Genomic DNA, 20495 nt, shown 5'->3' with positions numbered 1-20495 from the left:
GAGATTTTAGGTCTCAATTAACTTTAATTTATCGGCCACACCATTCCAGGTATCGGCATCTTCAGGGGCTGGTTTTACATCAGTGATACGCGGCCAAATAAGAGCAAGTTCGGCATTCAGTTCGGTGAATTCTTGTTGCGAATCAGGTAATTCATCTTCTTGATAAATTGCTTCAGCGGGGCATTCTGGAACACATAAACCACAATCAATACAATCAATCGGACTGATCGCCAAGAAATTAGGGCCTTCATAAAACGCATCTGCTGGACACACTGCTACACAGTCAGTGTATTTACACTTTATACAGTTTTCAGTGACTACAAATGCCATTTTAACGTTTGCCTAACATATCTTAATACAGCTGGAGATCATACCCAACCACAGCCAAAATACAATAAATAATCGCTGCCATCGAGGCATAAATTAACGTAAAATAGTCCGTTATTGTGAGCAACTCGCGTCAGCGACTGCTAAGACACCTAACAGAGACTAAATATGATACGTTTAACAGAAATTAAGCTGCCACTTGATCATGGCGAAGATGCCATAAAGCAAGCAATTATAACTAAACTTGGCATTGATAACAGCCAACTCCATAGCTTTAATGTCTTTAAACGTGGTTACGATGCCCGTAAAAAAACCGCCATTTTACTTATTTATACCCTCGACATTGAGGTTGATAATGAAGCGCAATTATTAATTCAGTTTGCTAAAGACCAACATGTAAAACCAGCCCCTGACACCAGCTATAAATTTGTTGCTCAAGCACCAGCAACAATTCAAGAACGTCCTGTGGTAATAGGCTTTGGCCCTTGTGGACTGTTTGCTGGTTTAATACTGGCGCAAATGGGATTTAAACCCATTATTTTAGAACGTGGTAAAGAAGTACGTGAACGTACCAAAGACACTTTCGGTTTTTGGCGAAAACGTACTCTAAATACCGAGTCAAACGTGCAATTTGGTGAAGGCGGCGCAGGAACATTCTCTGACGGAAAACTTTACAGCCAAGTTAAAGATCCAAAGCATTATGGTCGTAAAGTAATCACTGAATTTGTAGCTGCGGGCGCACCAGAAGAAATTATGTATGTCAGCAAACCGCATATTGGTACTTTTAAGCTGGTTACGATGATTGAAAAAATGCGTGCAAGTATTGAAGCGCTCGGCGGTGAAATTCGTTTTAGCACCCGCGTTGATGACATCCTACTTGATGATGGCCAAGTAACAGGACTGAAATTATCCTCCGGTGAACAACTTGATACCCGTCATGTTGTGCTTGCGGTAGGTCACAGCGCACGTGATACATTTAAAATGGTATACGATAAAGGGATTTACGTTGAAGCAAAACCGTTTTCAGTTGGTTTTAGAATTGAGCACAAACAATCTATGATCGATGAATGCCGTTTTGGTGATAATGCTGGTAACCCGATTCTTGGCTCTGCAGATTACAAACTGGTTCACCATTGTCACAGCGGCCGTACTGTTTACAGTTTTTGTATGTGCCCAGGCGGTACTGTGGTTGCAGCAACCTCTGAAGAAGGTCGCGTGGTAACGAATGGCATGAGTCAGTATTCTCGCAGCGAACGCAACGCTAACAGTGCCATTGTTGTGGGGATTTCTCCTGAAGAAGATTTCCCAGGTCATCCATTAGCCGGTATTGATCTGCAGCGAAAACTAGAAGAGCAAGCCTTTGAACTAGGTGGTAGTAATTACGATGCACCAGCACAGTTAATTGGCGACTTCTTAAAAGGTAAAGATTCAAGTGACTTAGGCGATGTAAAGCCTTCATACACACCAGGTATCAAACTCACTGATCTAGCAAATGTGTTACCTAAATATGCAATTGATGCCATTCGTGAAGCAATTCCTGCATTTAATAAGCAAATTCGTGGTTTTTCATCAAACGATGGCTTATTAACTGGCGTTGAAACCCGTACTTCATCACCAATTTGCATTAAACGAGATAAAAGCATGCAAAGTATCAATACCCAAGGCCTATACCCTGCCGGTGAAGGTGCGGGTTATGCAGGTGGTATTCTTTCCGCAGGCATTGACGGTATAAAGGCCGCTGAAGCATTAGCGTTATCTATGCTTGAGAAAAATAGCTAAGTAGTTTTTCACTGTTCACAAAAAAGCCTCATTTATTGAGGCTTTTTGGTGTTAATGACTTAACTTATACCATTATTTCTTTAACGAAAGTTTGGCACCTTTGAGGGTTTTACGTACGTTTGAGATACGTGAACGGTTTTTAGCTCGCGCTTCACCAGTTGCTTGACCTGATGGTTTATTTGAATGGCTACGACGCAAATGCGATGGTTTTTTGCCAATTTTATCAATCAGTACTTCACGGTTACTTACTTCATAACCCGGCAAGTATTCACGCTGAATTTTTTGACCGATTAAGGTTTCAATTTCAAACAACATATTTTCTTCTTCGCGGCTAACAAATGAGATTGCTTGACCTTGTTTACCGGCACGACCTGTGCGACCAATACGGTGTACGTAATCTTCAGCAAGCCATGGTAAGTCAATATTAATTACACGTGGTAGGTCATCAATATCAATCCCGCGAGCGGCAACTTCTGTAGCCACAAGCACACGTACTTTACCCGCTTTGAAATCACTTAATGCACGACGACGGTTACCTTGGGTTTTATCACCATGGCACACAGCAGCCGGGATACCATCTAAGTTTAATTCTTTAACTAGCTCATCAGCCGTTTCTTTCATGTTGACGAACACTAACACTTGCTGCCAGTTTTTCTTACCGATCAATTCAGAAAGCAGCTCTTGTTTACGGCGCTCTTCAACTGGATAAACCACGTGATGAACGGTTGCAGCAGTGCTGTTGGTTTGATCAACACGGACAATTTCAGCTTGCTTGAGTACTTTGCTAGCAAACTGTTTAATTGCCGCTGGGAATGTTGCAGAGAACAACAAAATTTGGCGATCTTCAGCACAGCCATTGATCACTGTTTGCATATCACCAATAAAGCCCATATCAAGCATACGGTCAGCTTCATCGAGCACAAGATGTTGTACGTCAGCAAGGCTTAGATTACCTAAACGAATATGATCCAGTAAACGACCCGGTGTTGCGACTACGATATCGACACCCGCTTTTAAGCCATTAGCTTGACCTACCGTACTAACACCGCCAAATAAACTCACAGTTTTAAGCTTGGTGTACTTTGCAAAATCAGTAAAATTATTTGCAATTTGCTCTGCAAGCTCACGGGTTGGTGCTAGCACTAAGGCACGTGGTGCATTAGTTTTTGTGTATTCAACTTCAGATAATTTTTGAATAATTGGTAAAGCAAAAGCAGCTGTCTTACCGGTGCCTGTTTGGGCACTGGCTAAAACATCTTTGCCTTTACGTACTGCTGGAATAGCATTACGTTGAATGGGCGTAAGGGTGTGATAGTTAAGTTCATCTAACGCCTGAAGAAGTTCAGGGGCAAAACTAAAAGATTTAAAATTCATGCTGTATAACCTGCGGCCACATTATCAAGGGTCGCAAATTATACAGCAATTTAAGGCAAACAGTTAGTTTTTAAATATATAAACCAACTAGAATTACCTTTTCTCTTCTACAGCCATTTTTGTGTTTGACCTTTTCAAAGCATACTTTGCTAAGCAATAACAACAATGGTTGGCGATCTTTTAAAGCCCAAACTAAATTATGGCAGAATAATTGTATTTTCTAAATTTAATGGTGTGGCTTTAGAGCCACCTACAACAGCAACATCATCAAGTTGATTGATCAACGTAACCCCTTGCGCTTGCTGCTGCTCATTTAATGGCACATAAGGTAATCTAAATACAGGCTTGACTGCACCTGTCATCATCAATGCAGTATTAATTGCAATTGGATTTGGCTCACAGAACAACCAACTGATCAAAGGCTGTAATGACGCGTTCAGCGCATCGCTTTTGCTGTCCATTAATTGACGATACAAGCCAGGAATTAAATTAGAGGTTACCGAGATCACGCCATGCGCTTTATAAGTATGGCGAGCATCATGTGCTTCATCGTCATTACCAGACCAACAAGCAATGCCTTGTTGCTCGTAGTGCTCAATGCGTTCATTACCACCACACTCTTTAACACCTATAAAATTTTCGTGTTGTGCTAACGGTTCAATTATATCAGGGGTTAAATCTTGCCCCGTGCGCCCTGCTACGTTATAGATAAACGCAGGACCAATTGCCAGCACTCGTTTGAAGTGTTCAATTACACCGGCAATCGATGTGCGGCCATAATAAGGGTTAATTTGTAGTGCTGCGTCCATACCGCTGGCAAAGCCATACTCAGTCGCTTTAACGGCTTCGCGGGTATTGTTACTGCCAGTGTTACCAACAATCACCAACTTATCGGCATACTTATTAACGCTGTGCGCAATCAGCATTAAATGCTCTTCCCAGTTCATTAACTGGCCTTCACCTGTGGTTCCACCGACCACAATACCATCAACACCGGCGGCGATTTGCTGTTCAACTAAATAATCATAGGTGGCTAAGTCAATTTCACCACTGGCTAAATAAGGCGTTTTAATTGCTGTGATGAGGCTTGCTTGTTTAATTTGTTCTAGGGTGCGCATAAAAAATTAATCTTAAAAAAACTTGCCGTAGTTGTAACATAAAAGCAGGCGTTTTCCGAGTGTTGCATAACTAATTAATTAAATTACTTGTGTTGTTGAGGTGCTTAGTCCAAAATAAACAACTGTATAAATAAACAGTATATTTATTTTCTAACCTTGAGTGCACTTTTATGCGTTTATCACGATTTTTAGCAACCCATTTTTATCACAGCGAAGAGCTTTGTCATGCCTTAGCAATCGATGAAGATACTCTTGCAATTTGGCAACAAAACGGGTTATTTCCAAAACCCAGTTACTGTATTAAAAATCAGCTTAGTTGTAGCTCTTACTCTGGTTTATATGAATGCGAAGAATACGACGACTTCTATCCAAGAGGATGCGTTAACTGGGGACAAGGCTTAGCCAAGCAAAAAATTGATTCATCCAGTCAAGCCTTCAACTACTTTGCACAGCAATACAGTGCAAGTTTAACGAAGTTAGCTCAACAAGGATTTGAATTTAACGAAGAGCTATTTGGTTGTGAATTAGAAGAGCACCTACAACAAGTATGGCAACAATTTTTATGCAGTAAATACGGTGTGCTAACTCAAAATGGCTTAATTGAAGAAATCGCCGCCGTTGATATTGGTCGCTTAGTTGTAGATGATATAACCGAATTACGCACAAAGCCAAACCTCACACAAGCAGAGCGAAGCAAATTACACCCTGCTTTAAAACTATTAAATCGCGCGCTTAGTCATGGTGCCGAACACGAAAAACAACATACCCTTCGTGCCCGTTATATTGATGCACTGGTGCTTAAATATGATTTATCGATTAAGTGAAGAAAAAAAGGTTTTAGGTTTTAGGTTTTAGGTTTTAGGAAAAACAATAGTGCCACATCACAGTTTTGCATAAATGTAACCGCAATATGATGATTTTTAAGAGTAGTGTAACCAAACTTACTGAATGAGTACTTTGAGCGCGATGCAGATGGCCACTCTAGCGCGTTTTTGGACATAAACTCGTTAGAGACGAAGGACAGCTCTGTGCCATGAGCGGACATTGGCAACATCCCAATAAGGGGCTGATAATTGTCGGCTAAAATGTGAAGCGGAGCAGAGCCAACTATTACGAATCCAACTTTAAGGTTTTGTTATTTGCCTTGTCCACAGCCACAAGTAAGACAAATATTACTAATATGCAACTTATAAGAGTCAGTTGGATAGATCACATTAGCAGGGCATGGTTTCTCTTGGCAAGACTCTCTTTCAATCTCAGCATACCCATGACATAGCCAACAATAAACTTCGGTAGTATCAGGTTGGTTTGGCTCTAAACATGCGTATTTTGCGTCAATGACGCTTCCCGACTCAATTGCGTTTTCTTGACAATGAGGACATAGATAGCGCCTTCCTTCTAATGGCATTCCAATAAGCTTTTTAAATTTTTTCTTTGATAAATAGTCTTCAAAAAACTTATAATACTGAAGAAGTTGCATGTTTTCTTCATCTTCATTAAATAGACCGTATAAAGGCTCAGTTAACATAACCTCTCTAAACTCTGATATCCAAGTTGGTGTCCATATAACTGTTAAAAACTCTGCGATAACTTCAACAATATAACTTGGTTCAATAAGTTCTCTGTGCAAGCCATGTGTGAACTTATTCCTGCTGACTCTTAACTTTTCTAGCATCGTTAAAGCTGAACAAGATAGACTTTTACCATCAATTTTTTGGTACTTTGAGATAAGTTCATCTAGACCTAACAAGTATAAATTTTCAAAGTCGAACGATTCTGGAGAATTAATTTTTTCTCTTGATTCGTCTGTTAAAAGATCGTGCGGACCTTGTCTACTAACTTCATATTTGAAAAAATTTTCAACACTAAGGAAGAGCATTATTAAAGAGTTACCAAGTACTCCTTGCCTGCTATCCCACTCTTCATCTATATCACCAAAACCCGAAAATAAAGCTCCTGGATAGATTGCTAGTTCGGTTTTAAATATATGATCAATCGCTTGAGCCAAATATTGAATACTTAAATATTTGAACTCTTTCGGTTCTGGTAAATTAGTGATCATTAAAACTCCATATGATGATGAACTATCCTTGGGAACTAACAGCTTTATCAGAGGACGCTTTCCGTATTTTAGTGCGAAAACGTCCTTATTTTATGAACTTATACTAATAGCAAATAGTGTAAGTTATTACCAGCTCTATACATTATTCTTACTGAAGCTTGTTTAAACATGTGGAAAAGGGGAAGGTTTCCTCTTAGTATCGCTTAGCCAGTGCCAATTCCCCTGACTGACCGGTAATCGCTCAAAGCCGCCCTTAGAGCATTTACGTTAACTCGTTTTGGGGCAGAAACGATTTACGCTTGAAGGTACGTTTTTGGCATTTTTCTACCTATCAAAAATAGAGAGCTATTCGTCATTTTCACTGGTTTTTATTCGATGGCTCAGATAACCACCAAACAACACCCAACTCTTTTCGTTAAAACTTGTTGCTGCTTGTAATTGTTTTCGCATTATCCACCATTAGATCACGCTTATTGTCCAAGGGGTTACGCTGTCGAAATGGTCTATGTGATACCGTACTGGTTTTGTTCTTTGTCGCGCTCTGCTGCGAAGGTGCATTAAAATAAGCTCAAGCTATCTTAACTTTACACCTTGCCTACTAACAAGCTGAGTATGTGCAGCATTTGGACTAGCAATAATAGCAAGAAATGCAAATTGCCTTATAAAGATTAACTCAGAGCCAATTTATCCAATATGCAAAAGTTACTATTGATGCTCAAACTGACCGCGATATACTTCAAATACTTTTAAAACCGTATGTTGCGCTTTACTAAGGCCATCAAACCAGGCATCAAAAATTTCATCATCTTCTTGATCACTTAATGCCAAATACTGTGCAAGCAATTCAACAATGTCATTATGGGTGCAGCTTAATGGGTCTATTTGTTGTGCTAGGACACTATGATCACGACTACGTAATGTCTCCATGACGCCCTGATCTATTTCCTGACTTTGTTCACTACTATGCTGTTGCTGGGCTGATCCACTCATAATAATCTGACTCCTATTCTTGATTACTTATTATTTATAACAGGCTAATTCCCAATAGCTAGTTTTTTTAAATCAACTGCTGATTTTTTAACTTGTTTGTGTGAATAAACATCAAATCAGCTACTTTACCAACAACTCAAAAATAGTATTTGCAAAGAATTCTTATTTACTATAAATTATAGTGATAATATCACATAACATTAATTTCCAGTAAAAGGCTATTTATGAAACCTAATATTCACCCTGATTACCAAACGGTTGCTTTTCATGACACGGCCGCCGATAGCTACTTTATTATTGGTTCAACAATTAAAACTGATCGTACCGTTGAGTTAGATGGCAAAACATACCCTTACGTACCTATTGATGTATCAAGTGACTCACATCCATTTTATACCGGTAAGCAAAAATCTGTTGCAACAGATGGTCGAGTTGCTGCGTTTAATCGCCGCTTTAAAAACTTAGGGAGCAAATAATCATGAAAGTCTTGAGTTCATTGAAAAGTGCTAAAAACCGCCCGGGATGTCAAATTGTCAAACGCAAAGGACGCGTTTTTGTGATCTGTAAAGACAATCCACGCTTTAAAGCAGTTCAAGGTATGAAAAAGAAAGGAAGAAAATAAACAACTATCACAGACTGTACGCATTGATATAGGCGTACAGTCTTTAAGGCTAAACTTAAATACAATCTAACATTACTTACCGAACAACAACTCCCAAAATCCTGGTGGCTCATGCAGTTTGTGATATTGCTTACGTAGCCCATCAATGGCTTTTAACGGTCCTTTGGCTGCATCGAGTCCTTGCTCATTTGCTAATTTTTTTGCAAGTTCAGCTTTTGCGATCACTTTATCTAAACCTTGCAGTGACTGCTCAGCCTCTTTGTGAAAAGTGGCTGTTTTACTTCGCTTAACCAATATCATAAATTCATCGATCGCGGTATTAAACTCCTGTAGTTGTGTTGCTTCAACAGTATGCTTGAACGCAAGCCCCATATTCTTCATGTTGGCTTCAAGATCTAAATCGTCGTTAGCAAATAAACTCGGAACAAACAGCAGTGCCACAAGACACAGAAATACTTTCATAATAATCCTAACAGTTACAACTCAAAAAAGATGAAAAATCATTATACACTCCAGCAGCTATGAATATAACCTTACTCTAAGTGTGGTGAAAATTAATTTTGTGTTAGAATTCGTTTTTGTTGATGAGATGTGTTTTGGGTTTAGAACGAATGCGAAGATTAAAAAAACAATTTCTGATTTTCTTGTTGTGTTTAATAATTAGCCCTTCTAGCTTTGCCAAATTAAACATTACCTTTGTAAATCCCGGGTTTGCAGATTCATCTGATGAAATAAATACAACCGGTAACTTTTGGTTCAAAGTATCTAAGATTATGCTCAATGCGGCGGATGACTTAGATATAAACTTGCACATAAAATACGCGAATCGTAATCATATTTTGATGAAAGAGCTTATCAGGCAGGCAATTAAAGACAATCCTGACTATTTAATTGTGGTCGATGAAAAAAGCGTTGTCAGTAAATACTTAGCAAAATTAAATACTAGAAATATCCCTATTTATTTTTTATATAGCCGACCTGCTATCGAAAAATTTATATCGTTACAACGTGATGGCGTTAATATTATTGGCAGCGTAATACCGGATAATTATGCTGCAGGAAAAGTGCTTGCACAACAGTTACTTATTAAACACACAACAACATCGACTCAACCTGCTAATATACTCGCCCTTATTGGCGATTATACAACGCCCGCATCGATAGACCGTGTAGCAGGCTTAGATGAATTTGTTGAGCAACATGAAGATATAAACTTTATAGGAAAAGAGGTTGCCAATTGGTCTGAACAGGAAAGTTACACAAAAACCTTAGCATTTATGGAGTTTGCTCCTGAGATCAATATTATATGGTGCGCCAATGATGCTATTGGGTTTGGTGCAAAAAGAGCATTACAAGCGCACAATAGTGCACATAAGGTCATTGTTGGTGGGATGAATTGGGACTCTGTACCAAAAGGTATCAAAGCGTTGGATATAACATTGGGTGGCCATGTGTTATTAGGCGCCTATGCACTCATTAATATCGCTGATCATCATAATGAAAAAACTCGAACTTCACTAAATCATTCATCGTTGGCCATCTTCAATAACCTTAAGGCTGAAACCGTATCACTTGTAAAGCACATAAATGAAACTGATTTGGCTGACATTGATTTTGCTCAATTTAGTAAAATGGCCACAGATCCGCAGCCATTTACAGTAGACAACCTAGCCAAAGCCCTTAATAAATAACACTGTAAAGGGGATTTACAGCCCTTTACAGTAACAGTGCAGTTTTCACTAAACTAGCTAACTATTTTCTATTCGATAACCACAGCGGCTGATAAGGTGCAAGTTCAATACTTTGCTGCCCCTGATTTATCTCCTGTGCAGAAATAAGTTCAAACCACTGCTCAGTATCAATTAAATTCAGATCCGCGAACAGCAAAGTCTGCGGTTCATCACTAATGTTATAAACACAAAAAACACTTTGCCTGCGGTCTATGCTTTGACGCCAAAAACCAAATAAAGCGCCAGTTAAATGTAAGGTAAATTGCGTGGCATTTGGGTGAAAGGCATCTTGCTGTTTACGGATAGCCAGTAAATTATTAATGTGAGTAAACACGTGATAATGATGACTTGATTGATCAGCAAGCTTTTCTAGCAATGCAGACTCTTGCCAACGATGACGATTAATACAGCGGTTATGCTGGCTATTTTCAAAGCGCTCATAATCATTGGTGGTGCCAAGTAAACTATGAATATAAAGCCCTGGAATGCCTTCGAGGGCAAACATAATAGCATGAGCACAGGTAAAACGCTGTAAGCCCCACTTATCCACGCCTTTGTGTGTGCCTTGTAAAGCATCAAATAGCGCAATATTAAGTTCATAGGGTGAGCTGGTGCCATTATTGGCAGTGCGCATTGAAACTTTTCCGCCAAAGCGACTAACCGTATTAACCATTTGCCCTAGCTCATCCTCGTCGAGTAGCCCTTCAGCTGGGCGCAGTCCAATTCCATCGTGAGAAGCAATAAAATTAAAGTAGGCAGTACCATTTTGCGCTGGCGGCATGCTCATCATCCAATGTTTGAGCGCTTTACTGTCACCACTGAGCAAGGTATGTAATAACAAAGGCGGCAATGAAAAATTATAAATACAATGTGCCTCATTGGCATTACCAAAGTAAGATAAATTTTCACGATTAGGGATGTTTGTTTCAGTGATTATAACGACACTTGGCTCCACATGCTCTATTAGCGTTCGCAGTAATCTGATCACTTCATGTGTTTGCGGTAAATTAATGCAAGAAGTATTAAGTTCTTTCCATAAAAAGGCCACAGCATCAAGGCGAAATATCTTTATACCATTATCCAAGTAATGACGAATAATACCTACAAATTCATTAAGCACTAATGGGTTAGCAAAGTCTAAGTCAACTTGATCTGGGCTAAATGTACACCAAACATGGCGTTCACCAAGAGCCGTTTGCACTGTATTAAGTAACGGTGACGTTCTTGGTCGCACAACGTCAGATAGATCGTCATTTAAGCTAGCTGTTTTAAAGTAACTTAAACCCGGCTCTTTGCCCTGAATAAAGTTTTCAAACCAGCGACTGCGACTAGAGCAATGGTTGATCACTAAATCAGCCATTAGCTTTACATCTTGAGCTATTCCTTGAATATCATCCCAACTACCAAGAGATTCATTCACTTGTACATAGTTCATTACCGAAAAGCCCTCATCAGAGCTATAAGGATAAAAAGGTAATATATGCAGCGCGTTAATCGTTCCCGCACATTGGTTTTTCATAAACCGATGAAGGGTATGTAACGGTGGTTCACTCGGTACCGCAACTGCTTGTTCGGCATCGCGATAGCGCATAATTGAATCGCCATAAGCAATCAAAATTACATCTTGCTGATCCCAGCGGTTTTTATGCGGCGTAGGGTCTCGAACAGGGTCGTCTCTTAACATCGTGGTGATCAACATACTTGCGAGCGCATCAATGCTCATACATAAGTCAACACCCTCATATATACTCGTCAGGTGCTGTTCAACCCGTTGTTCAAATAATGCTTTACTCATTACCCTACCCCGTTGTTTATACTAATTTTTAATTATTTATCTGTAATTAGTTCTCTGCTTAAGTATTATTATGAAAACTCTTTATTATCAAGCTCTACTGCTTCCTCTAAACGCGCAAACACATCAGGCATTGCTGAGGCTACACGGTTCCAGCTAGGCACAAATGGCGCTTCCATTGGATACTGTAAAAAATGCTCACCTGCGTTCATAATGTTTTGCGCAAACATTTCGACTGCTTTTTCTTCTTGATGAATATCGAGTTTTAAGCCGTTCATCATGGCATCGTTATGATAAGTTTCAATAAAATCCAGTGCGATACGATAATAAGTTGCTTTAAGTGACCGAATGGTTTCCGTGGTAAATGTCACTCCTTGCGTGGCTAACTTACGAAACAGCGCTTTGGTGATATCTATCGACATTTTTGATAAGCCAGCCGCTTGATTATCCAGTGACAGCGCTTGGTGTTTATGATCATAGTTATCTGCAATATCTACTTGGCACAAGCGATTGTGTGAGTAGTTACGGTACATTTCAGACAGTACGCCAATCTCTAAGCCCCAATCGCTAGGAATACGAATATCGTTGAGCACATCACGGCGAAACGAAAATTCCCCCGCCAGCGGATAACGAAATGAATCCATATATTCAAGGTAGTCAGTGCTGCCTAAAATGGTTTTAAATGAACGCAATAAAGGAGTAACGAGTAAACGCGATACACGGCCATTGATCTTGCCATCAGCAGTACGAGGGTAAAAGCCTTTACAAAATTCATAGTTAAAGCGCGGATGAGCAACTGGATAAATTAATCGCGCTAATAAACTACGGTCATAAGTTAAAATATCACAATCATGCAGCGCTATTGACTCAACTTTTGCCGTTGCCAATTTATAACCCATGCAGTACCACACATTACGGCCTTTGCCGAGTTCACGCGGCGCGACGCCTAACGCTTGCAACTCTTTATCGAGTGCTTGCAAACGTGGCCCTTCGTTCCAGAGCACGCGGTGATGTTGGTCAAGCTCTGCAAAAAATTGTAATGCATGACGATACTGACTCTCATCGGCCCTGTCTAAGCCAATCGTAATTTGCGACAAATAAGGAACATGTTTCAATTCTTGCACAATATTTTGTAATGCAGGGCCCTCCAGTTCACTGTACAGGGAGGGTAAAATCAAGCCCATTGGGCGTTGTTTTGAAAAGCTAACGAGTTCAGCTTCTAGATCAGCCAGCGGACGGTCGGCAATATTATGTAATGTTGTTATGATGCCATTTTGGTAAAAATCAGCCATGTGATTGCTCCTGTTTAGACGCTAATTGCGCTTTGATAACACTTAGATCTGCTACTTCATCGAGCCAACCTTGTGGGGCTGGGTGTTCACTAACACGCCATGGTTTGTGGGATAATTTTGCTTTGGCTTTACTGGCAGGATTATTAATTAAAATCGCGATATCTGCGGCATCCAACATCGCCATATCATTTTGGCTATCACCCAGTGCAATAGTGGTGAAAGCATGACGACAATGTTTTTTAAATTGCTCTACTAACCAGTTTTGCGCTTTACCTTTATTGGTACTGCGATTTAAATGAATAAAACGCCCGCCTATTAACACTTCATAACCAAGCGGTTTTATTGCTTCTAAAAAGTCAAGTAGCTGTTGCTCTGTGCCTTGCCAAAAAAGCGGATCTGAATATTCACGAATACGGGCAAGTTCGCTTTGTGCTAGGCTCAAGTCTGTTATTTGACTGACTTCTTGCGCTGATAATTGACTGAACAAACGGTAATAAGCACTAAACTCGCTACCGTATTCAAGTAATTCACTGTACAACTGTTTATTGGTTGGCGACAGCGCATAACGCCAATGTTCATCCAGCTCTTCGCAGCCAATTGGTTTTAATGAAAAATAATTTTTTGGGATATATACAGCCCCGCCATTTTCAATAATAAACGGCTGGTTTAACCCAAGTGATTTTTGCAGTGCGATTACCTCTGCAAACGTTTTGCTGGTATTAAAAACTACAGCGATACCTGCGCGACTCAATTGGCTTAAAAACGGAGCAATCTCAGTACATTGGTAATCGTTATGATCAAGTAACGTACCGTCTAAATCAGTGAAAATAAGTGGCATTGCAACATCATCAGCGCGAAGTTTCATGGCACTAATATCACGTACTTTATCTAAGCTCAGTAATGCATCGACCTGCTCTGGTAACTGAGTTAAATTTTCTCGCGTAATACGTTCAAAATGAGAAATAAATCGCACTAATTGTTGCTCATCGAACGTTCCTTGGCCTCGTCCTTTATGCGACAGTAATTTTTGCTCTTGCTCTAATCGCCACCCATATACATCGGCAAATGACGGTGCTTTTAGCATCACGGTATAATCAATCATTGCAAAAATATCTTGGTATTCATTCGCTAAACAACTATTTACACAGCGTCGCCAAATACCTTCAGGATCCTCATATTGTTCTAATTGATTAACTGTTTGATGTAATTGATAAGGTTGTTGCGCTATGCTACCAACACACCAACCTTCAAAAAAAATGATATCAACAGGCTGTTTATTAGTAGGCCATAACGCTTGCGTAACTGGATCATCGGTTTGTTTATCAAACTGTGGCAAAGGCACCCCTACTTTACCTGCAAGTAACGCGGTAAAAGTCTGCTGCATAAGTGCTGTATCATGTGTACCTGGCACACCGCGCGTTGCAAATAACGGATGTACATCTTTACTTAGTTGTTGACGATGTGCGTGGCTGTGATAAAAATCATCAATCGACATCGCAATACTATTAAACGCTGTATTACAGTTGATCCAAGTAACTAAAAAATCAGCTAATGTCGTTTTACCTGAGCCTTGGCAACCATTGATTGCCACCAGCATTGGACGATCGGTTGGTTTGCTGTGGAGAATATCTTCAGCGAGTGGGACGAAATAATGTTCACTCAAATACTGATATTTGAGTGGCAGCTGATGTTTTGCTAAAAATGGGGTGATATCCACAATGTTTGTCTCTTGCATTAAACGCTCCTGATCAGTATGGCACTGTTAATGAGGTAAATGCAGTTACTAGACCAGTTTTATAACTTTATATTTTTTAGTTAGTTAAAAAAATAGCGCATATTAAATGCGCTATTTTGGTGCAAATTATTAGCTGAATGTGCAAAATATTACGTTGGCTTATCAGCCTTTGGTAACACTAAATTAAGCACTATGCCTAAAATAGCGCATAGGCTCACGCCTTGTAAGCTAAATTCGTTGCCACCGATATGCATACCACCAATGCCACACACTAAAATGAGTGCCACAATACTGAGGTTACGTGGAGCCGTTAAGTCTTCTCCACTTTTCACTAACGAATTTAAACCCACCACAGCAATTGAGCCAAACAGCAAAATCATGATCCCCCCCATCACAGGTACTGGTATGGTTTGCAAACCAGCACCCATTTTAGCCACAAACGCTAAAATAATGGCGATAATGGCAGTCCACATCATCACTTTAGGATTAAAATTACGCGTAAGCATAACTGCGCCGGTGACTTCTGAATAGGTGGTATTAGGTGGCCCGCCGAATATAGACGCTGCAGTAGTAGCTAATCCATCACCAAACAAGGTGCGATGTAAGCCCGGTTTTTTCAAATAGTCTTTATTGGTGACTTGGCTAATCGCCATCATATCGCCAATATGTTCAATAGCGGGGGCTATTGCCACCGGCACCATAAATAACACCGCTTGCCATTTAAACTCAGGCCAAGTAAAAGCTGGCATTGCAAACCACTGTGCATTAGTAACAGCATCAAATTGCACGATCCCTAAATATAGCGATAAACTGTAACCTGCGATGACTCCAGCTAAGATAGGGATCAGCTTAAATACACCTTTGCCCCATACCGCGAAAATTAGCGTCACTAGCAACGAAAATGCCGCCACCCAAATGGCTTGTTGATACGCAATCAACTGAATTGAACCATCGCCGCTTTTACCCATTGCCATATTAACTGCAACAGGTGCCAGTGCTAAACCAATTACCATGATCACCGGACCGACCACAACTGGTGGTAATATTTTATGCAGGGTAGCTACACCTTTTAATTTCACTAATAGACTTAACAATATATAAGCCCCGCCTGCAGCCATTAAGCCCCCCATTGTGGCAGGCACACCCCATAGCTGCACGCAGGCAATAATAGGGGCAATAAACGCAAATGATGAAGCTAAAAATATCGGCACCTGACCTTTAGTTACCAAATGGAACAGCAAGGTACCAATACCAGCCGTAAAAAGTGCCACATTTGGATCAAGCCCCGTTAATAAAGGAACTAACACCAAGGCACCAAAGGCGACAAATAACATTTGCGCCCCAGTTAAAATTGTTTTGATTGAAAAGGTAGAGTTATCCACTGTTAGACAGTACCAAAAATTTTATCGCCAGCATCACCAAGACCAGGAATTATATAGCCTTTCTCATTTAAGTGGCTGTCTAATGATGCGGTAAAAATCTCTACATCAGGATGAGCTGCAAGGGTTTTTTCAACCCCTTCAGGTGCGGCAACCAATACAATCACTTTAATTTCTTTACAGCCCGCTTTTTTCAGCATATCGATAGTCGCAATCATCGAGCCCCCGGTTGCGAGCATTGGATCAATAACGAGGCTCAAGCGCTCATCAATTTTACCGACTAACTTTTCAAAGTAAGGGATTGGTTCTAACGTTTCTTCATTACGCTGCAGGCCCACAACACTTACTTTTGCAGCAGGCAGTAATTGCATAACACCATCCATCATGCCAAGGCCAGCACGTAAAATTGGCACAACAGTAATTTTTTTACCTTTGATGTGCTCAACATCTAATTGATTACCATCCCAACTAGTGATTGTTACTTTTTCCAGTGGCAAATTTTTAGTCGCTTCGTAGGTTAATAATGTACCGACTTCAGACGAAAGCTCACGGAAACTCTTAGTACTTATGCCGTACTCTCGCATAAGACCAAGTTTATGTTGAACAAGTGGGTGATTAATTACATGAATAGTCATAAAAACGCCTAAAAGAAAAATAAATTGCGCTTATTTTAGCTTAAAAAAAACCATCAGACTTTAAAAAAGCATGATCTGTGCAATAAAAGTATTATTTTATCACTCTGATACAGTGCTTTTATTTCATTTAACGCAATTATTATTATTTTTTAAAGTAACTAAACTATAATAATGGCTATAGAAGATTTGCTCACAAAGGTTTTATGTCAAAGTTTGCTGTTGGGATCCTGATAGGTATTTTATTTGCAATAATGCCTTCATTTGCGATGGCTAAAAAACCATTAAAGGTGCAAATAATGACCGACTTTGCACCACAGATTAATGACGATTCACAAAACATAGCCACTAGATTTATGCTTGATATTGAAAAACAGCTCAATGGTGCCATCGCGTTAAACTTTATCCCAGCGAGTAGATTAAGAGAATGGCAACAATTGCACACAATGAAAAATGTGTGTTTATACAATAAAACCAAAACACCTGAACGCCTTGAAAATGCATTATTTAGTACATACCCAATTATGGCTTTTCCAGCTAATCGCTTAGTGGTGTATAATCATCCAGAACTACCTGAAAATATTAGTTTAAATGATGCGGTAAATAAATATGATCTCACCATCGGCATTGCTTCAGGACGTTCATATGGTCACAAAATAGATGACTATATTGCCAAGCATAACGAATCATTTATGGTTTTAGGCGGCACAACGAGCGCTTATCGCCTTAGCCAAATGTTATTTCAAAATAAGTTCGATGCCATTATTGAATACAGTGCGGTGTTTATTTCGCGTCACTCAGAAGATACCAGAATCGCCAATATACGTTATCTTAGTGTTGATAAAACCCAACAAGCTGTGTTTGGTTATATTGCATGCTCGAAATCGGAGCTAGGCAAACAAGCAATTACGCTATTTGACCAAGCATTGCAAACACAGGCAGTCCAGCAAATTATTCTTCAGAGCCACGCACAAATATTTGCACCGCCAGAGCAGGCGCTAATGCTAAGCGCATTGCAAGATGCTTTTAACGTAGCAATACCCGCACGCTGATTTAGTTGTTTAAAATTTGCTCCATCACCCAACTAGTATGTGCGGCCGAATGACCTGTTGACGGATGTGTAATATTTTCAAGTAATGACGCCGCCATATTTTGCACATGATATTGTTGAACATGAGGCGGATTTTCGATACTTAGTTGTTGCTGACCACTTTCGTTAATAACCGTAATTGCTTGTTCATCAAACACACTAAAGCTGATCTCGCCCTTTTCACCGTACACAGTAACAACATCAAAACGAGAAAAACCACCAAAGTTCCAACTTCCTGAGCCGGTAATACCGTTTTTATGCTGCCAACAAGCAGTGATTGCATCAAAAGCGCCATATAAGTTTTGCTGGTTTGTCGCCAGTCCTTTCACTTGTTCATAATCACCAAATAAGTAACCAAATAAATCGAGACCATGGCTGGCTAAATCATCAAAATAACCTCCTGGTGCAATAGTTTTATCGGTACGCCAATTGTAAACACCTGATCTATCTTGCTCGCTGGAGGCTTTACTTAAGTGCCAATTAATATGTCGCACCTGGCCGATTTCGCCCGTGTCAATCAGGCTTTTTACTTTATTAAAGCGCGGTAAAGAACGTCGATAATACGCGACAAACAAGGGAATATTTTTACTGCTGAAAGCTTCAAGAATAACTTCACTGTGAGCCAATGTAGGCGCCAGTGGTTTTTCAATACAACATGGTTTGCCCGCAGCAGCAACTTTTAGCGCCAGCTCCATATGGCTATCGGGAGGCGTTGCGATATACACGGCATCAATATCAGAACTTACGATCAATTCATCGGCCGTTTTAAATACCATAGGCACGTTATGGCGTTTTGCGTAATCTTCAGCGAGTGCGGTATCTCGTCGAGTAACGCCTTGTAACACAAAACCTTTCGTATTTTTATACGCAGGGCCACTTTTCACCTCGGTTACAGCGCCACAGCCAATCATTCCCCAACGGATCTGTTTCGTCATTCTACGTTACCCCAAAATTTGTTTTTGTAATTTGATATTGCATATAAGCATTAATTTTTACGTGTTCTGGACTCCAGCCCATTAAAAATCGGTAAAAGTCAGCCCATACAACTGGCCATAAGGTTTTCCATTCGTTAATAGCAGCATGGCTATATACGCTTTTATCAAATATGTGCATGGCGTTGGCAAAATATTTAAAGTAGTCGGCTAAGTAATCATCAGCTCTTTGTTGTAATTGCTGTTCATTTAAACAACTACCCAAAAAGTACATAACGTCAATAACACCTACTCCAGCGCCAACATATTGAAAGTCATATCCGACAACATTTAGTGTCGCGTTATTAATAGCAAAATTCGCTATTTTTGCATCACCATGAATAAGCGTTTGATACGGACATGCCCTAATAGTTTGATCGATGCTGTGTGCTTGTTGCTTGATAGCACAATCTGCCATTTTCTCATACTCATCTGGTCGAGTGGCTAAATGCCAATAACCCCCCTGCGACCATAAGCCATCAGCTTTGACTTGAAAATGAAAAGCATGAAAATTCGCCAACCACTTAATAATGGCTGTAACATGTGTATGGATTGGTTTTGCGTTTACAAAGCCACACTCTGTAAAATCAGCAAACACTAAGACTTTGTGCTGCTCATGTTCTATGGCATTAAAACACCTTAAAGCACCTGCTCTAGATGGTAATCGCGACGCATAATACTGATACCAATAAAATTCGACTTCATAAGAGTGACGCTTTCGGTTAATTGCAAACTCAGTTTGCGAAATTCGCGGATGATTTATGTGATCGGGCACACTAATCGCTTTAATGACGCAGACTTTACCGTCTAAACGACAACGCACTATTTCACCACAGCCACTCCATAAAGCAGTGATTGTTTCAGTGATTTTAATATTTTTATAATGAAGACCAATTAATGGCAGATAAAAAGACATACGCACCAATATCCATAAAGCCAGCGCCTAGGGTCTGTTGACCTTTGCGGATTAATATTTGTTCAAACTAGGGGCAATTTAATCGCGGCGCGAGGTTTGTAACCTAGTGGGCTAAGTAAAAACCGAGCAACAAAGAGTTAATTACCCCTAGGAAGAACCCTTCGGGCAGCTCCTGTTTGGCATTGATGCTGCGTTATCGCCTATTTATGGGGAATGACCACACCACATAGGCTCTGCCTTGCCTAAATACCAAACAGACTGCTGCAAATTTAACCTTGAAAGGTCAACAGACCCTAGTATGACATAAAGATTTTAAGATTAAAGCGCTTATAGACAACACAGCTCACTACTTAACTACATGTTAGCAATCATTATCTTTTGCCAGCTTACTATTTCAACATAATGTAAACCAATACATTAATTGAAACGTATCAATCTGCACCAGTTACTATACGAGTAATATATGTTTTCATTCTTTAAGAAAGACCCAACTAAAAAGTTACATAAGCAGCTTTCTATAAAACTAGAACAAGCAATGCATGCCCAACGTAACGGCGATATACGCAAATACTCAGAACTCTCCTTTGAAGCCGATCAAATAGACAAACAAATAATAGAGATAGAAAAACAAGCGAAACAAGATGGTTAATTTAAATTCTTAGGCATTAAATTAAGAACAAGTAGCG

General features: G+C 39.9%; 20 protein-coding genes. 7 read left to right on the top strand and 13 right to left on the bottom strand.

Annotation, left to right across the window (positions count from 1 at the left end):
- Window positions 1–6: 6 nt before the first annotated feature.
- Window positions 7–330 (bottom strand): ferredoxin FdxA, encoded by a 324-nt coding sequence (gene fdxA / locus H5163_RS01800; protein ID WP_145235999.1) that lies wholly within the window; start codon window positions 328–330, stop codon window positions 7–9.
- A 165-nt stretch (window positions 331–495) separates the two neighbouring features.
- Between fdxA and H5163_RS01795 the strand changes: the two genes are divergently transcribed.
- A complete protein-coding gene (locus H5163_RS01795) occupies window positions 496–2106 on the top strand; it encodes an NAD(P)/FAD-dependent oxidoreductase (RefSeq protein ID WP_149980145.1) in 1611 nt (536 codons plus the stop codon).
- A 72-nt stretch (window positions 2107–2178) separates the two neighbouring features.
- Here the strand turns inward: H5163_RS01795 and H5163_RS01790 are convergent, their stop codons facing one another.
- Both H5163_RS01790 and dapA read right to left on the bottom strand, forming a co-directional pair.
- Window positions 2179–3480: a DEAD/DEAH box helicase gene (locus H5163_RS01790; RefSeq protein ID WP_145236005.1), complete on the bottom strand. Its 1302-nt coding sequence runs from the start codon at window positions 3478–3480 to the stop codon at window positions 2179–2181.
- Between the two features lie 197 nt (window positions 3481–3677).
- Window positions 3678–4598, bottom strand: a complete 921-nt coding sequence (dapA, locus tag H5163_RS01785) for a 4-hydroxy-tetrahydrodipicolinate synthase (protein WP_145236009.1) — start codon at window positions 4596–4598, stop codon at window positions 3678–3680.
- A gap of 170 nt (window positions 4599–4768) precedes the next feature.
- Between dapA and H5163_RS01780 the strand changes: the two genes are divergently transcribed.
- On the top strand, window positions 4769–5422 hold the full coding sequence (locus H5163_RS01780; protein ID WP_182734125.1) for a DUF6058 family natural product biosynthesis protein: 654 nt from the start codon (window positions 4769–4771) through the stop codon (window positions 5420–5422).
- 311 nt (window positions 5423–5733) lie between these two features.
- Here H5163_RS01780 and H5163_RS01775 read toward each other — a convergent pair whose 3' ends face one another.
- Window positions 5734–6660 carry a hypothetical protein gene (locus H5163_RS01775; RefSeq protein WP_182734124.1) on the bottom strand — a complete coding sequence of 309 codons (927 nt, stop codon included), beginning with the start codon at window positions 6658–6660 and terminating at the stop codon, window positions 5734–5736.
- Between the two features lie 705 nt (window positions 6661–7365).
- The gene (locus H5163_RS01770) at window positions 7366–7650 is read right to left on the bottom strand and encodes a hypothetical protein (RefSeq protein ID WP_182734122.1); all 285 of its coding nucleotides are present in this window, start codon (window positions 7648–7650) and stop codon (window positions 7366–7368) included.
- 224 nt (window positions 7651–7874) lie between these two features.
- Here H5163_RS01770 and H5163_RS01765 point away from each other — a divergent pair, with 224 nt between their 5' ends.
- Window positions 7875–8126: a type B 50S ribosomal protein L31 gene (locus tag H5163_RS01765; protein WP_145236032.1), complete on the top strand. Its 252-nt coding sequence runs from the start codon at window positions 7875–7877 to the stop codon at window positions 8124–8126.
- A 2-nt stretch (window positions 8127–8128) separates the two neighbouring features.
- On the top strand, window positions 8129–8272 hold the full coding sequence (gene ykgO / locus H5163_RS01760; protein WP_149980141.1) for a type B 50S ribosomal protein L36: 144 nt from the start codon (window positions 8129–8131) through the stop codon (window positions 8270–8272).
- A gap of 72 nt (window positions 8273–8344) precedes the next feature.
- On the opposite strand, the gene H5163_RS01755 is transcribed toward ykgO, so the two are convergent.
- Window positions 8345–8734 carry a cytochrome b562 gene (locus H5163_RS01755; RefSeq protein WP_145236040.1) on the bottom strand — a complete coding sequence of 130 codons (390 nt, stop codon included), beginning with the start codon at window positions 8732–8734 and terminating at the stop codon, window positions 8345–8347.
- A gap of 149 nt (window positions 8735–8883) precedes the next feature.
- Here H5163_RS01755 and H5163_RS01750 point away from each other — a divergent pair, with 149 nt between their 5' ends.
- On the top strand, window positions 8884–9963 hold the full coding sequence (locus tag H5163_RS01750; RefSeq protein ID WP_182734121.1) for an ABC transporter substrate-binding protein: 1080 nt from the start codon (window positions 8884–8886) through the stop codon (window positions 9961–9963).
- 61 nt (window positions 9964–10024) lie between these two features.
- Here H5163_RS01750 and H5163_RS01745 read toward each other — a convergent pair whose 3' ends face one another.
- From H5163_RS01745 to upp, 5 genes are all read right to left on the bottom strand, one after another.
- Entirely contained in the window at window positions 10025–11797 is a 1773-nt protein-coding gene (locus tag H5163_RS01745) for a sugar phosphorylase (protein WP_182734120.1), read from the bottom strand.
- Between the two features lie 68 nt (window positions 11798–11865).
- Window positions 11866–13086: a glycosyl transferase gene (locus H5163_RS01740; protein ID WP_145236048.1), complete on the bottom strand. Its 1221-nt coding sequence runs from the start codon at window positions 13084–13086 to the stop codon at window positions 11866–11868.
- Window positions 13079–14821 (bottom strand): HAD-IIB family hydrolase, encoded by a 1743-nt coding sequence (locus H5163_RS01735; RefSeq protein ID WP_182734119.1) that lies wholly within the window; start codon window positions 14819–14821, stop codon window positions 13079–13081. Before H5163_RS01735 ends, H5163_RS01740 begins: the two co-directional genes overlap by 8 nt.
- Before the next feature lie 149 nt (window positions 14822–14970).
- Entirely contained in the window at window positions 14971–16203 is a 1233-nt protein-coding gene (locus H5163_RS01730) for a uracil-xanthine permease family protein (RefSeq protein ID WP_182734117.1), read from the bottom strand.
- Between the two features lie 2 nt (window positions 16204–16205).
- Window positions 16206–16835 carry a uracil phosphoribosyltransferase gene (gene upp / locus H5163_RS01725; RefSeq protein WP_145236059.1) on the bottom strand — a complete coding sequence of 210 codons (630 nt, stop codon included), beginning with the start codon at window positions 16833–16835 and terminating at the stop codon, window positions 16206–16208.
- A gap of 203 nt (window positions 16836–17038) precedes the next feature.
- Between upp and H5163_RS01720 the strand changes: the two genes are divergently transcribed.
- Window positions 17039–17884 (top strand): ABC transporter substrate-binding protein, encoded by an 846-nt coding sequence (locus H5163_RS01720; protein WP_182734116.1) that lies wholly within the window; start codon window positions 17039–17041, stop codon window positions 17882–17884.
- A 1-nt stretch (window position 17885) separates the two neighbouring features.
- On the opposite strand, the gene H5163_RS01715 is transcribed toward H5163_RS01720, so the two are convergent.
- Together H5163_RS01715 and H5163_RS01710 are read right to left on the bottom strand one after the other, a co-directional pair.
- Window positions 17886–18857 carry a Gfo/Idh/MocA family protein gene (locus H5163_RS01715; RefSeq protein ID WP_182734114.1) on the bottom strand — a complete coding sequence of 324 codons (972 nt, stop codon included), beginning with the start codon at window positions 18855–18857 and terminating at the stop codon, window positions 17886–17888.
- Between the two features lies 1 nt (window position 18858).
- Window positions 18859–19809 carry an oxidoreductase family protein gene (locus H5163_RS01710; protein ID WP_182734112.1) on the bottom strand — a complete coding sequence of 317 codons (951 nt, stop codon included), beginning with the start codon at window positions 19807–19809 and terminating at the stop codon, window positions 18859–18861.
- A 463-nt stretch (window positions 19810–20272) separates the two neighbouring features.
- Between H5163_RS01710 and H5163_RS01705 the strand changes: the two genes are divergently transcribed.
- The gene (locus H5163_RS01705) at window positions 20273–20458 is read left to right on the top strand and encodes a DUF6435 family protein (RefSeq protein WP_145236073.1); all 186 of its coding nucleotides are present in this window, start codon (window positions 20273–20275) and stop codon (window positions 20456–20458) included.
- Window positions 20459–20495 lie beyond the last annotated feature (37 nt).

It is taken from the genome of Pseudoalteromonas sp. SG44-8, from assembly GCF_014164125.1.
Classification (GTDB): Bacteria; Pseudomonadota; Gammaproteobacteria; order Enterobacterales; family Alteromonadaceae; genus Pseudoalteromonas; species Pseudoalteromonas rhizosphaerae.
Note: the sequence above shows the minus strand (reverse complement) of the source record. Positions and strands in the feature narration are given on the sequence as shown.

Coding starts and splice junctions, on each gene's coding strand:
- fdxA (WP_145235999.1), bottom strand. CDS start 330: ATGGCATTTGTAGTCACTGAAAACTGTATAAAGTGTAAATACACTGAC.
- H5163_RS01795 (WP_149980145.1), top strand. CDS start 496: ATGATACGTTTAACAGAAATTAAGCTGCCACTTGATCATGGCGAAGAT.
- H5163_RS01790 (WP_145236005.1), bottom strand. CDS start 3,480: ATGAATTTTAAATCTTTTAGTTTTGCCCCTGAACTTCTTCAGGCGTTA.
- dapA (WP_145236009.1), bottom strand. CDS start 4,598: ATGCGCACCCTAGAACAAATTAAACAAGCAAGCCTCATCACAGCAATT.
- H5163_RS01780 (WP_182734125.1), top strand. CDS start 4,769: ATGCGTTTATCACGATTTTTAGCAACCCATTTTTATCACAGCGAAGAG.
- H5163_RS01775 (WP_182734124.1), bottom strand. CDS start 6,660: ATGATCACTAATTTACCAGAACCGAAAGAGTTCAAATATTTAAGTATT.
- H5163_RS01770 (WP_182734122.1), bottom strand. CDS start 7,650: ATGAGTGGATCAGCCCAGCAACAGCATAGTAGTGAACAAAGTCAGGAA.
- H5163_RS01765 (WP_145236032.1), top strand. CDS start 7,875: ATGAAACCTAATATTCACCCTGATTACCAAACGGTTGCTTTTCATGAC.
- ykgO (WP_149980141.1), top strand. CDS start 8,129: ATGAAAGTCTTGAGTTCATTGAAAAGTGCTAAAAACCGCCCGGGATGT.
- H5163_RS01755 (WP_145236040.1), bottom strand. CDS start 8,734: ATGAAAGTATTTCTGTGTCTTGTGGCACTGCTGTTTGTTCCGAGTTTA.
- H5163_RS01750 (WP_182734121.1), top strand. CDS start 8,884: ATGCGAAGATTAAAAAAACAATTTCTGATTTTCTTGTTGTGTTTAATA.
- H5163_RS01745 (WP_182734120.1), bottom strand. CDS start 11,797: ATGAGTAAAGCATTATTTGAACAACGGGTTGAACAGCACCTGACGAGT.
- H5163_RS01740 (WP_145236048.1), bottom strand. CDS start 13,086: ATGGCTGATTTTTACCAAAATGGCATCATAACAACATTACATAATATT.
- H5163_RS01735 (WP_182734119.1), bottom strand. CDS start 14,821: ATGCAAGAGACAAACATTGTGGATATCACCCCATTTTTAGCAAAACAT.
- upp (WP_145236059.1), bottom strand. CDS start 16,835: ATGACTATTCATGTAATTAATCACCCACTTGTTCAACATAAACTTGGT.
- H5163_RS01720 (WP_182734116.1), top strand. CDS start 17,039: ATGTCAAAGTTTGCTGTTGGGATCCTGATAGGTATTTTATTTGCAATA.
- H5163_RS01715 (WP_182734114.1), bottom strand. CDS start 18,857: ATGACGAAACAGATCCGTTGGGGAATGATTGGCTGTGGCGCTGTAACC.
- H5163_RS01710 (WP_182734112.1), bottom strand. CDS start 19,809: ATGTCTTTTTATCTGCCATTAATTGGTCTTCATTATAAAAATATTAAA.
- H5163_RS01705 (WP_145236073.1), top strand. CDS start 20,273: ATGTTTTCATTCTTTAAGAAAGACCCAACTAAAAAGTTACATAAGCAG.